Below are 13,553 nucleotides of genomic sequence, written 5' to 3'. Positions count from 1 at the left end.
GACGGTCTATAATCCGTGTTCCATAAATCAATAAGAACACGGATTTTACGCCTGCCTGTCGGCAGACTAGGATTGGACATGGATTTTGTTTTAGGATAAGTAGGATTAGATTCCTATAAGAATTAGAACTATTCTCTAAATTGTCTGGAGTTCGTAATCTTAAACATTTATAATTAGTCCAGAATGAAACGAACTTTCAAATATTATGTATTGCTTATTTCAGGCATTTTACCTTTGGGATGTTTTGGGCAAAAGAAATTGACATTAGAAAATTATCGGTCTTTTGTCCCTCCAAATATGATTCAAGTAAATGATACTCTTTTTTGTGACCAAGTTGAGATGTCAAATATCGATTGGTTGCTTTATGACTATAATACTAAAGAGGTTAATGGAGATTCTTCAAAACAATACAACTCGCTAAAGTTAGATTGGGACGGAGTGATAGGGTTAGAAAAAGACTATTTAAGATATCCAGGTTATAGAGACTTTCCGCTTATTTCTGTTAGTCTAGATCAAGCCAAAGGATTTGCAGATTGGAGAACGGAAACACTCTTTAGTTATATTTTAAAGGAGTTAAAATTGGTTTCGGAGGACTTTTTTAAGAAAGGGGAGAGTACTAGTATTAATGAAATTTTTAAGTCTCATCCTGAACTGAAGGATAAGCTATACTATTTTGAATTTAGGATTCCCACAGAGAAAGAGTGGCGGGTTTCCCTAAAATATGCCGACGATATCGATGGGAGATATAAGAAAAAAAATAGGCACATATTGGCAGAGAATTACAATTTAGAAGGGAGTACTATTGAAAACGGCTTGTCTAATGTTTTTATAGGTTATCAAGTGACTAGGAATAGAAACCCAATACTTAAAATGAACGATAACGTCTCGGAAATAATCCTGGAAGAAGGTTATTCTATGGGTGGAAATTATTATGAGAAAGAACCTGAAAGTATTAAGAATAAATTTGAAGGTCCCAATGCGTGGACAGGTTTTAGATGCGTAGGTTCTTGGAAGAAATGGGGGGAATGAAAGTTTATTTATTTGTGATATAGCACACAGATTTTGCTTTTACGGCAAGTACGATTTTCCAGAAGAACTTGCCACCGTGTGTGCCGCTAGGCATCCGTGTCTAATCAAAAAAATCCGTGTTCTATAAATCAATAGGAACACGGATTTAATTTTAGTGGAAGTTAATCCCTACTAATCTCTTTCTTCAATATTTTTCCGGTAGCACTCATAGGAAGTGCATCCATAAACCTTACTTCTCTTGGGTATTTATAGGCGGCTATACGCTCCTTTGTCCAAGCTATTAAATCCTCTTCGCTGATGGTTTGACCAGGTTTTAAAACCACGCAGGCTCTTATTTCTTCGCCTCTCCTTTCGTTTGGTATGCCTATTACGGCCACCATAGAAACCATGTCATGCTGCATGATTACCTCTTCTACTTCTCTAGGATAAACATTTAAACCACCTCTGATAATCATTTCTTTGGTACGATCTACGATGAAAAAGAATCCATCTTCATCTTTGATAGCAACATCGCCAGAGTAAAGCCAGCCATTTTTAAGTGTTTTGGCGTTTGCGTCAGGCCTGTTTAAATAACCTTTCATCACATTGTGCCCACGGTAAATAAGTTCTCCTTTTTCGCCTACAGGTACTTCGTTATCTTCGGCATCCACTATTTTGACATCAACTCCCCAAACAGGTTTTCCTACGGAGCCAGGTTTTCTTCCAAGGTCTAATTGATTAAAAGTCACCACAGGTGAGCCTTCGGACATGCCATACCCTTCTATAATATCAACTTTAAAACGAGCTTCAAATTCCTCTAAAACATTTACAGGAAGAGCCGCACCACCGGACACACAAATCTTTAAATTTGAAGCTATTTGAGCATAATCGAAATTCTCTTCTTTATAGTTTAATAGCCCCCAATACATACTTGGTACACCGGCAAAAACGCTCACTTTGTGCTCTTGCATAAGAGAAAAAACAGATGCTGCATCAAACTTTGGCAATAAAACGGACTTTGCTCCTCTGTAGGTGGCTGCATTCATAAGTACAGTCATGGCGAAAATATGAAACAATGGAAGAACTATTAGCAGAGTGTCATCAGTGTTCATAGTAACCAAATCTGCCGAAAGAATGGCATTTTGAAGTAAGTTACTATGTGTTAATTCTGCACCTTTTGGCTTTCCTGTAGTACCCGAAGTATAAATTACCACAGCGGTGTCTTCTGCACCAGTTTGAACGGTGTCAAACAGTGGAGATTGTCCATTCATTAAGCTGCCTAAAGTTTGTGTGCCTTCTATGCTAGAGGGCATTTCTGGCTTTGGCATAATCATGAAGAAATGCTCACAAGAGTTTGCTTGTTGGAAGCCATCGTAACCCATTTTTCCCATCGGCAAATCTTCAGTACCTATAAAACAGAAATATGCCTTGGCACCACTATCAGACAAGTGATAAGCTATTTCGTCTTTTTTTAGTAGAACACTTAAAGGCACTACGGCTGCCCCAGCTTTTAAAATACCATAATAAATGATTGGAAAGTAAGGGAGGTTAAAACAGCTCAAGGCAACTTTGTCTCCTGGTTTTATCCCTTTGGCCACTAAGCCATTCGCTACTTGATTGGCAGCACCGTTTATTTGAGCAAAGTTCAATTCAGTTTCGCCAAAGATGTAGGCCGTGCGAGTAGGGTATTTTCTAGCACTTTCTTGGAGGCAGGTTGATAAATTAAGCATAGTCTTAAAAGTATTTTAATGTAAGGGCAATTAGTTTTCTTTTGAAGCCTGTGTAGGGAGGCATAATCATTTCAATAGCACCAGGGATAATTTGTTTGTAAACTCCTCTTGCATTTGAAAAGGCAAGGAATCCATAGTAGCCATGTGATTTCCCAATACCGCTATTATTAGAACCACCAAAAGGAAGGTTTCCGTTAAAAAACTGGACGTCGTTATTGTTGATACAAGTGGTGCCAGCTCTTGTGTTATTTAATATATAATCTGTGTTTTTATTACTGTTGCTATAGATATAAAGTGCCAGTGGTTTTTCTCCAGCGTTTATTTCACCTATGACTTCGTCAATATTTTGAAAGGTAAAAATGGGTAAAACGGGGCCAAATATTTCATTCAACATTAATGAGCTGTCTTTAGCCACATCTGTTATCAATGTAGGGGCAATGTATTTTTCATTTGACTGACCTCCTGCTATTACTTTGGCACCTTTAGCTACAGCATCTTTGACATAGCCCATTACTCTTTCGGCATGTTTGGTGTTGACCATTCTGCTGTAAGAATCAGAGTTTTCTGGGTTTTCTCCAAAAAACTTTACCAAGACATTTTTCATCTCAGCTATGAGTTCCTCCCTCTTATTTTCGTGTACATAGAGATAATCAGGAGCAATGCATATTTGACCCGTATTTAGGAATTTACCCCAAATAAGCCTTTTTGCCGTTGATTTAACGGAAGCGGTTTCGTCAACTATGGTTGGTGATTTTCCGCCCAGTTCTAGCGTAACAGAGCATAGGTTTTTGGCGGCAGCCTTCATCACTATTTTACCTACGGCAGGAGAGCCTGTGAAAAATATATGGTTAAATGGTAGCTCGAGCAAAGCCGTTGACGTTTCAACCGCCCCTTCAAAAACAGCAACCTCATTAGGGTCAAAAAGTTCTTCCACTATTTCTTTAATAATAGCAGAGCTGTTAGGTGTCATTTCTGAAGGTTTTATGATAACCGTGTTTCCTGCTGCAATGGCCGAAACCAGTGGGCCAAATGTCAGGTTAAAAGGGAAATTCCATGGAGAGATAATCAAGCAAACCCCTTTTGGTTCATACTTTATATATGATTTAGAGCCCAAAAGACTTATTGGAGTACTTACCGCTTGGTCTCTGGTCCACTGTCCTAAATGGTGAAGTGCTTCTTTAACCTCGTTTTTGATGATAAAAATTTCATTAAGGTCAACATCTTCTGCTGGCTTTTTGAAGTCCGCCATCATGGCTGCTCTAATTTTATCTCTATAGGTAAATTCTACGGCATTATTTAAAGCCTTAAGCTTTGCTTTTCTTTCCTTAATGGTGCAGTTGGCAATAACATACTGATTGGCTTTTTGAGCAGCAAAAGTGTCACGAATTTGTTCTGTCTTATTTGAGTCTGCTACTTTATCCATTTTTATGTTGTTTTTAAAACTTATAAACGAGGGCATTACAATGCATGCCAGCACCTACCGAAGCCATTACTACGGTCATTCCTTTTTTTATTTCGTAGTCGCCTAGCTGTTTTTTCAAAATCAAAGCGAGCATGGTTGGAACAGTAGCTACCGAAGTATTTCCGGTAAACTGAATGGTGGTTGGTATTTTACCTTCAAACGAAGTGCCTTCCATGCCATACATTTCAGCTAAATTGTTTGCAAAAGCATGCAGCATTTTACCGTTGGCTTGATGAAACAAAAACATATCTACGTCTGCAACGGTTAGTTTGGCTTTATCGAGAGCTTTTTTTATAACCCTTGGTACCCAAACGGTGGCATATCTATAAACATCCTTACCATTCATTTTGAATAGTGTAGGAAGGTCTAAGTCAGGATTATTTGATTTGTCTAAATAAATGCAGCCAAGGTCTTCTTGAGCATGAGAAAATGTGGCATATGATAAAATTCCTAAATCGGTTTCTTCTGAAGAGGATATTATGGCTGCACCACAGCCATCCGCCAAAATCATGGAATCTAAATCATGAGGGTCTAAGAGTCTAGAGGCCACTTCAATGCCGAGTACCAAAACGTTTGTGGCATCGCCAGCTTCTATCGCCTGTTTGGCTTGAATTATTCCTTGAATCCAGCCTGGGCAGCCAAAGAGAATGTCATAAGCAAAACACTCATGATTACTTATTGCGAGCTTGTTTTTCAAAATAGCAGCCATATTAGGCACGGTATGAAAACCAGCGGTGCCTTCTAGCATGTTACCAGCATTATGAGCCACTATGATACCGTCAATCTCGTTTTTGTTGAGCCCAGAATCTTGAATGGCTTTTTGGGCAGCAGCTACCATTAGTGGAGCTGAGTCTCCTTCTTTTGCAATGTAGTGCCTTTCTTTTATTCCTGTAATAGCTTCTAGTTTGGCTATTATTTCTGCTTGCGGTTTGGGATTTGGAACGCCATCAGGGCTCATGAATTGATGGTCAAGGAAGTAGTCGTTCTTTATGACTCTTTCTGGAAGTTCTGTTCCGGTACCTTTTATGACTATGCTCACGGTTTTTTATTATATTTTTCGTTTTCAGGATCTCGATATGCTTCAAAAGGAATTTTTAAGAGGGAGCCAATATGCTCGTTTTCCTCAGGAGACATGTAGGTATCTATTCCATAGATTAATTTATTTTTTTCTAAACTACTATACGTACCGAAAATTCTGTCCCAAATAGAAAAAATATTTCCATAGTTCGAGTCGGTATATGGTTGTGTGTAATGGTGATGCACATGGTGCATGTTAGGTGTTACTATAAAGTAGCTCAGTATTTTATGAACGTTATTTGGTAGGTTTATATTGGCATGATTAAACTGAGAAAGCACCACCGAGATAGATTGATACATGAAAACCATCCACATGGGTGCACCCGTTATCACTACTGCTATGGTAGTAAATACAAGCCTAAAAACGCTTTCGCCAGGATGGTGTCTATTTGCTGAAGTGGTGTCCACATTAAGGTCGGAATGATGAATTAAATGAAACATCCACATCCATTTTACTTGATGCTCTAGCCAGTGAATAAAGTATGCTCCTATTAAATCAAGAATCATTAAACCCAAAATGGCGTAGGCCCAAATGGGCATTTCTGGAAGCCAATTAATAATACCGAAGTCATTTTTTACTACCCAGTCTGATGATTTTACAAGGATAAAAGCAAGGGGAAAATTGACCAGAATGGTGGTTAGGGTAAAGAAAATGTTTAGACCAGCGTGTTTGACCTTTTTATACTTGAATTCAAACAAAGGAGATATTGACTCCAAAATCCAAAAGAAGGCTATTCCTCCTACAAGAATTATGGTTCTATGAAGGGGTGGAATGGTATCAAAGTAGTTTATGATGTTTTCCAATTTTTAGTTTAGCTTGATGAATGAATCAGAAAAGTACAAAATATTGTTTGAATAATTAAAGCTATGCCCTGTTTTGAAATTAATCCTTAAGAATAGCAGCTGCCCCTTTTTCAGCAATCATATAGATGGGAGCGTTGGTATTACCAGAAACTATGGTCGGCATAATGGAACCATCAATTACTCTCAAGTTTTCAATTCCTTTGACTCTTAATTTTTCGTCTACAACAGCCATGTCGTCAGCCCCCATTTTGCAAGTTCCTACAGGATGGTAGACCGTTTCTACTTGTTTTAAAATGTGGTCCATAAATGCTTCATCAGAACTATAATCTGGCGGAGTTAAATGGGCCTTCATGTGTTTTGAGAAGGCATTAGAATGTAAAATCGCTAAAGCTTTTTTGCCAGCGTTTAAAAGTAGAAGTCTGTCTGCTTCTTCTGAAAGGAAATTGGGTTGGATAAGTGCTTGGTCAAAAGGATTAGAACTCTTAAGGCTTATCTCCCCTCGACTTTTAGGTCTTAAAAGGGTTGGTAAAATGGTGAAGCCATCTTGCTTTGGAAGTGATTTGTGATTGTAAATATCCACGGTGTAGTCATTTCCAATGTTTATGGCTGCAAAGTGTAATTGATAATCAATTCTATTCGGACTAGCGGCGGTGCAGCCAAAAGCTACAGACTCTAATGGGCCAATGGTCAATGCTCCCTTTTTGGTAAAGAGGTATTGAATGAAATCTTTGGTTTGATTGAATAAAGATAAATGGTGGTTTTGACCTTCTTGTGTATTGGCAAGGCCACTCACACCATAAAAAAGGTGGTCTTGTAGGTTTTTTCCTACACCATCCAGTTCTTTAATGCATGTGATACCGTGTTTTTCTAATTGACTTTTTTCGCCAATTCCAGAAAGCATCAATAACTGAGGAGAAACAAAAGAGCCAGCCGAAAGAATAATCTCATTAGTAGCCTGAAAGGTTTGAATATTGTTTTTTCCAAGTTCTACTTCTACGCCTGTAGCTTTATCATTTTCTATAATGACCTTCCTAACAGTAGCTCTGGTAATTATGCGGAGGTTTTTTCTTTTAAAAGCGGGTTTAAGAAAAGCAGTAACTGCACTGTGCCTTTTACTGTCTTTTATGCTAAACTGAAATTTACCTACACCTTTTTGCGAAGCTCCATTATAATCAGGGTTTAGCTCAAAGCCCTGTTCTATGGCAGAATTTATAAACGCTTCTGAAAATGGCGTTCCGAAACTCTGATTAAAAGTAATATTCAGCTCACCGCCACTACCATGATATTGGTCTTGATGGTCTTCATTATGTTCTGACTTTTTAAAATATGGGAGTATATCTTTATAGCTCCAGCCTTTGTTCCCAGCGGCCGCCCAGTCATTATAATCTTCCTGGTTTCCTCGTACATATGCCATGGCGTTTGTAGAGCTACACCCTCCTAGCACTTTCCCTCTTGGGAGGTATATTTTTCTATTTAGTATATGCTCTTGCGGTTCTGTATAGTAGCCACCGTCCACTTTAGTTCGGTGAAGTTTTGCATATCCTGCTGGAATATGAATTTCTAGCTTTTTATCAGGTCCGCCGGCTTCTAAAAGCAAAACTTGATTCGCTGGGTTTTCAGAAAGCCTGTTGGCCAAAACGCATCCAGCACTTCCAGCTCCCACTATTATGTAGTCGTATTTCATCAATTTTAGGGTTTGTTGATTTATAGCGAAGTGTGGTAGGCTTTGAAGTTAGTCGTTTTTCTTCAATATTTCCCAAATTAGATTACTTTCATACCCTTTTTGCATGGCATATTTAGCTGCTTTCTGATTTTTGACAAAAGGGTTTGATTCCGTTCTTAAGGAGTGAAGCTTCTTGTGAAGCAATGCCTGTAACACAAGAAAATACTCTTCCTCGTCAATTTCGGACATTCCTTTTTTGATACAATAATCTGTAAGGCCACGTTTCTTTAGTTCTAGCAAGATTTTTCTTCGTCCCCACTTCTTAACTCTAAATTTGCTTCCAGCATAAACTTTAGAAAACCGTTCTTCATTCAGGAAATTTTCTTGAATCAATTCCGATATAATTTCTTCGGCAGGTTCGCCATAAGTGTGCCATTCTTGGAGTTTTTGACGCACTTCATCTTGGGTTCTTTCTTGATAAACACAAAAATTACAAGCTTTAAGGAATATTCCTCTGTCCATTAAAATTGTTGAAATAAGGTTTTTGGGTGTGCAAAATACCATTTATCAATAAAAACATGATACAATCTTAACCAATCTTACTTTTGTATCTCTATTTTTGATTTATCAAGATTCATAATAATAAAAGCACATGCTTCAATTTTTCAAATACGTTTTGGCCACAGTGGCAGGGTTGTTCGTCTTTTTTATCCTATCACTGATTCTTTTAGTAGGTATTGGTTCTATGTTTTCTAGTTCCGATTCTGTAGTCACAGTGAAAGAAAACTCGGTTTTAGAGCTTAATCTTAACCAACTTATAGTAGAGGACGCCCCTTCAGAGGATCCTTTAGCGGTGCTTTTTGAAAACGGGCCAAGTAAAGTAGGTTTAGTTAGTTTAAAGTCGGCTATTCTTAATGCTAAAGAAGATCCGAATATTAAAGGTATATTTTTAGATTCTGGATATCCTCAAGCGAGCTTTGGAACATTAGAAGAGCTTAGAAATGTACTGGAGGAGTTTAAAGAATCAGGTAAGTTTATCTATGCCTATTCGGAGGTGATGTCTGAACAGGCGGTTTATATCAATTCCGTGGCAGATAGAATATTCTTGAATACAGCTGGTGGTTTAGAGTTTAATGGCTTGTATGGAGAAGTGACATTCTTCAAAGGACTTTTTGATAAAATTGGTGTTAAGCCGCTTGTCTTCAAAGTAGGAGACTATAAAAGTGCAGTGGAGCCATTTATCAGAACTAATATGTCTGATGCTAATCGCGAGCAAGTAACTTCTTATATAACTTCAATAGCAGACCATATCTATCATCAAGTGGCGGAGTCTCGTGGAATGACAGATGAAGAAATAAAAGCGATACTTAACGATAATATTAGCTCCTCTAAAGACGCTTTAGAAAGAAAGTTAATTACGGATGTAGGGTATTTTGATGAATTTGAAGCTGCTTTAAGAGAAGCTTTGGAAATAGAAAAAGATGATAAAATCAATTTCATTTCAGCCGAGAAATATGGTAAGGCTAAGAAAATGATTAAAAGTGGGGATAGAAATCAAAGAATTGCGGTAATAGTAGGACAAGGAAGCATAGTTTCTGGTGAAGGAACCAATGAGGTGATAGCATCGGAAAGTTGGATAAAGGAGCTTAGAAAAGCCGCAAAAGATAAAAAAGTAAAAGCCATAGTATTAAGGATTAACTCTGGCGGAGGAAGTGCTTTAGCTTCTGATATTATGTGGAGAGAAGTTCAACTTGCTAAAAAAGAGAAGCCAGTATATGCCAGTATGGGAGACTATGCTGCATCAGGGGGTTATTATATGGCAATGGGCTGTGATACCATTTTTGCAAACCCAACAACCATTACTGGTTCAATTGGTATTTTTGGAATGCTGGTTAATACAGAAGAGCTGCTGAATAACAAATTGGGTATAACTTTTGACGGAGTGGAGTCTCATGAACATTCAAATTTCCCTTCTCTGGTGGGAGATATGTCTGATGTAGAGAAAATGATGATTCAGAAGAGTGTAAATGAAGGTTACGAAGAGTTTACCTCAAAGGCAGCTGAAGGCAGAAATATGTCAATTGAAGATTTAAAGTCTGTAGCGAGTGGACGTGTTTGGACGGGTTTGCAGGCAAAAGAAAATGGTTTAGTTGATGTGCTTGGAAGCTTAGAAGATGCTATTCAATTGGCTGCCGAAAATGTAGGTATACAAGACGATTTTCAGGTTAGATATTACCCAAAAGCGAAAAGTGAGATAGAGTTTTTAATGGAAAAACTGTCGGAGCAAAGTTCTCTTAAATTAGATCAGAAATTAGGCATTTTAGCACCCTATCTTAAAGAGATAAATGAGCTGCAGAAAATGGAGAAACTACAAGCCAGAATGCCTTATGAGATTAAAATCAAGTGATTTTCTTTTATTAAGGTTTGTCCTTAATGTCAAACCTTAATGAAAATTTTCTTTTGATACATCCATCTTAATAGAAGCCATTCCATTATCAAAATAACAGTTCCCGAAACTAATGTTTCATAAGGCATCCCAAGAAAGCTAGTATAGTTTTGTCCAATATGTATTTGAAAGCTTTTGTGTATAAAACTGTCAATGGTATGAGCCATGACATAGGCTGCTAAAGAGTTCATGCCTATTATTTTAAGCCAGTTAAACGGCTTGATAATTTCTTTTTTATCAGCTAACCAATGGAAGAATGCTAAAATAAAAAAGCATAAGCCACCACTAAATAAAGTCCAAGATGGCGTCCAGATTCTTTTTACAATGGGGTTTATTCCTGCAAAATGAAGGATTAGGCTGATAGCAATTAAGCTGCCACCAATTTTCAAGAAACTTATTACTTTATCAGAACTATCTTCCAGTAGTATCCTTCCAGCAAATAGCCCAAGAATCATGGTGCTAAGTGTCGGTATAAAACTTAAGGTAGCATAACCACCACCATTAAAATTAAAAACGGATTCTCTTGAAAAGAGGTTGAGAAACCAACGGTCAAAAGCCCATGCTAGATTAGTGTTCTTGTTCCAATGTGAAGCTAGTCCTGAATAATTATTTTGCCAGTCTGCAGGAACACCTGTATTAGCAATAGTGTTAAGCGATGGAGGTATTTCATATATAAAGAATGCGAGCCAATAAGCAGCTAGAAGAATTGAAAATATAATCCAAAGTTTTCTGTTTTTGGTGGAGCCCAAAAGGAAAAGGATTGGGTATCCAAGTCCAATTTGCGACAAGGTATCTTCAAAAGTCCAGTTTGTAATAGAGCTATACATTGATCTTAAAAACACTCCTAAGAGAACTAATATAGCCGCACGTTTGATTACATGTAACCACAAATTTTTAGAGTCATCTCCTTTACTAATTCTTCGTGACACAGAAAATGGCAGGGCAACACCTACTAAAAATGTAAAGGAAGGCTGGATTAGGTCATGTAAAGAACAGCCAGCCCATGCTACGTGAGATTGGTTAAAGGCTAAAAAGCTCCAAAAGCTACTTTGGGGTAAGTTTGAAGAGACCTTACTCAAGTGCCAAACCTCTGCCATCATCAAAAACATGACCAGGCCTCTATAAATGTCAACAGAGAGGATTCTTTTTGAACTTGCCATTCGTTTTTTCATTTCATGAATTAATGGGGGAAATTACTTATTTTCTGCGACTTTAGTTTTTGCCGATTTGTCATAAAAATTGACTATTTTTACGTGGTAAAACAAGAGCCCATTTTTATGGGCTTTTTAGTACGAGAAAATTAATCTAAACTACAAAAATAAACCCTTTAGAGTATGTCTGACGGAGCAGAGAATAGGAAGGATTATTCAGCTAATAATATTCAAGTTTTAGAAGGTCTGGAAGCCGTGCGTAAGCGTCCAGCCATGTATATAGGTGATGTAGGGGCTAAAGGTCTTCATCATCTAATCTGGGAGGTAGTGGATAACTCTATTGATGAAGCCATGGCCGGCCACTGTGATACCATAGGTGTAACTATTGAAGAAGATAATTCTATCACGGTTCAAGATAATGGAAGGGGAATTCCTACAGGTTATCACGACAAAGAAAAAAAATCTGCTTTAGAGGTAGTAATGACAGTCTTACATGCCGGTGGTAAGTTTGATAAAGATACTTACAAAGTTTCTGGTGGACTTCACGGTGTGGGTGTTTCCTGTGTAAATGCTGTATCTAAATTATTGAGAGCGGAGGTTCATAGAGAAGGCAAAGTTTTTGAACAGGAGTATAAAGCTGGAAAACCTCAGTATGACGTTAGAGAAATAGGAACCACAGAAAAGAGAGGTACTTTTATTCAGTTTTGGCCAGATGAACTCATCTTTGAAACCACAGAGTATAAGTATGAAACAGTTGCGAACAGGCTGCGTGAGCTTTCTTTTCTAAACAAAGGCATTACCCTTAAACTTACCGATAAGAGAAACCTTGATGACGATGGGAATCCAATATCTGATGAATTCCATTCTGAGGGTGGCTTGGTAGAATTTGTAGAATACATAGATCAAAGCAGAGAACGTCTTATTCCTATGCCTATGCACATGGAAGGTGAGAAAGATGGTGTACCTGTGGAGGTATCTATGATTTACAATAATTCTTATGCAGAGAATGTATCTTCTTTTGTAAACAATATTAATACCATTGAGGGTGGTACCCACGTTTCTGGTTTTAGAATGGCTTTAACAAGGACATTGAAAACCTATGCAGACAAGTCGGGAATGTTGGCCAAGGAAAAAGTAGAAATTTCGGGTGACGACTTTAGAGAAGGTTTAACAGCAGTAATTTCTGTAAAAGTGGCCGAGCCTCAGTTTGAAGGTCAAACTAAAACTAAGTTAGGTAACTCTGAAGTTACATCCGCAGTAAGTGGATGTGTTCAAGAGATGCTTGAAAACTACCTAGAGGAAAATCCGAAAGAAGCCAAAACCATTGTAGATAAGGTTATCATTGCGGCTAAAGCCCGAATTGCGGCTAAGAAAGCCAGAGAAATGGTTCAGCGTAAAAACGTTTTAACGGGCTCTGGTCTTCCTGGGAAATTAGCAGATTGTGCTAATTCTGACCCTGCTGTTTGTGAAGTTTACCTTGTCGAGGGAGATTCTGCAGGTGGTTCTGCTAAACAAGGAAGAGATAGAGCATTCCAAGCTATTTTGCCACTTAGAGGTAAAATTCTTAATGTGGAGAAAGCCCAAGAGTATAGAATTTATGAGAACGACGAGATAAAAAACATTATCACAGCTTTGGGCGTGAGAATGGGTAGAGACGGTGACGAAAGAGCTCTGGATATGGAGAAATTACGTTATCACAAAATTATAATCATGACGGATGCCGATATTGACGGTAGTCACATTCGTACCTTAATTTTGACTTTCTTCTATAGGTTCATGAAAGAGCTAATTGAAAAAGGCTATTTATACATTGCTCAGCCTCCGTTCTACTTAGTGAAGAAAGGAAGTAAGTCTGAATATTGCTGGACAGAAGAACAGCGTATAGCCGCAGTAAAAAGATTGGCTGGCAATGGTAAAGAGGAGTCCGTAGGTGTTCAACGTTATAAGGGTCTTGGAGAGATGAACCCGGAACAACTTTGGGAAACCACAATGGATCCTGAAGGAAGAACCTTAAAGCAAGTAACAATAGAGTCAGCGGCAGAAGCTGACCATTTATTCTCTATGTTAATGGGAGATGAAGTAGCTCCAAGGAGAGAGTTTATTGAGAAAAATGCAAAATATGCTCATGTAGATGTATAATTAAAGCTATCATCTTTCAAAGGTCGCTCTTTTATCAAGGGGCGGCCTTTTTGCATTAAATAGGGAGACTTTT

10 protein-coding genes are annotated in these 13,553 nt (G+C 38.0%); 3 read left to right on the top strand and 7 right to left on the bottom strand.

The annotated features are described in order from the left end of the window. Window positions 1-183 precede the first annotated feature (183 nt). Window positions 184-1,029, top strand: a complete 846-nt coding sequence (locus AADJ06_RS18535; protein WP_341227984.1) for a hypothetical protein — start codon at window positions 184-186, stop codon at window positions 1,027-1,029. 161 nt (window positions 1,030-1,190) lie between these two features. Here the strand turns inward: AADJ06_RS18535 and AADJ06_RS18530 are convergent, their stop codons facing one another. From AADJ06_RS18530 to AADJ06_RS18505, 6 genes are all read right to left on the bottom strand, one after another. Further along, window positions 1,191-2,738, bottom strand: coding sequence for a long-chain fatty acid--CoA ligase (locus AADJ06_RS18530; RefSeq protein ID WP_341227983.1), 1,548 nt, complete (start codon window positions 2,736-2,738; stop codon window positions 1,191-1,193). A 4-nt stretch (window positions 2,739-2,742) separates the two neighbouring features. Next, window positions 2,743-4,161, bottom strand: coding sequence for an aldehyde dehydrogenase family protein (locus tag AADJ06_RS18525; protein ID WP_341227982.1), 1,419 nt, complete (start codon window positions 4,159-4,161; stop codon window positions 2,743-2,745). A 13-nt stretch (window positions 4,162-4,174) separates the two neighbouring features. After that, window positions 4,175-5,239 (bottom strand): 3-oxoacyl-ACP synthase III family protein, encoded by a 1,065-nt coding sequence (locus AADJ06_RS18520; RefSeq protein WP_341227981.1) that lies wholly within the window; start codon window positions 5,237-5,239, stop codon window positions 4,175-4,177. Continuing rightward, window positions 5,236-6,081, bottom strand: coding sequence for a sterol desaturase family protein (locus AADJ06_RS18515; protein WP_341227980.1), 846 nt, complete (start codon window positions 6,079-6,081; stop codon window positions 5,236-5,238). The genes AADJ06_RS18520 and AADJ06_RS18515 overlap by 4 nt, the downstream gene beginning before the upstream one ends. 79 nt (window positions 6,082-6,160) lie before the next feature. Then, the gene (locus tag AADJ06_RS18510; protein ID WP_341227979.1) at window positions 6,161-7,765 is read right to left on the bottom strand and encodes a GMC family oxidoreductase N-terminal domain-containing protein; all 1,605 of its coding nucleotides are present in this window, start codon (window positions 7,763-7,765) and stop codon (window positions 6,161-6,163) included. Window positions 7,766-7,813: 48 nt separating this feature from the next. Next, on the bottom strand, window positions 7,814-8,266 hold the full coding sequence (locus AADJ06_RS18505; protein WP_341227978.1) for a regulatory protein RecX: 453 nt from the start codon (window positions 8,264-8,266) through the stop codon (window positions 7,814-7,816). Window positions 8,267-8,396: 130 nt separating this feature from the next. On the opposite strand from AADJ06_RS18505, the gene sppA reads away from it, so the two are divergent. Further along, window positions 8,397-10,151: a signal peptide peptidase SppA gene (sppA, locus tag AADJ06_RS18500; protein WP_341227977.1), complete on the top strand. Its 1,755-nt coding sequence runs from the start codon at window positions 8,397-8,399 to the stop codon at window positions 10,149-10,151. 29 nt (window positions 10,152-10,180) lie between these two features. Here sppA and AADJ06_RS18495 read toward each other — a convergent pair whose 3' ends face one another. After that, the gene (locus tag AADJ06_RS18495) at window positions 10,181-11,350 is read right to left on the bottom strand and encodes a DUF5009 domain-containing protein (protein WP_341227976.1); all 1,170 of its coding nucleotides are present in this window, start codon (window positions 11,348-11,350) and stop codon (window positions 10,181-10,183) included. A 174-nt stretch (window positions 11,351-11,524) separates the two neighbouring features. Between AADJ06_RS18495 and gyrB the strand changes: the two genes are divergently transcribed. Next, window positions 11,525-13,480 (top strand): DNA topoisomerase (ATP-hydrolyzing) subunit B, encoded by a 1,956-nt coding sequence (gene gyrB / locus AADJ06_RS18490; RefSeq protein WP_341227975.1) that lies wholly within the window; start codon window positions 11,525-11,527, stop codon window positions 13,478-13,480. The last annotated feature ends 73 nt before the right edge of the window (window positions 13,481-13,553 follow it).

Origin of the sequence: uncultured Arcticibacterium sp. (genome assembly GCF_964021845.1) — a bacterium.
Lineage (GTDB): Bacteria > Bacteroidota > Bacteroidia > Cytophagales > Spirosomataceae > Arcticibacterium.
The sequence above is the reverse complement of the archived record's forward strand: the minus strand, read 5'-3'. Positions and strand labels throughout refer to the sequence as shown.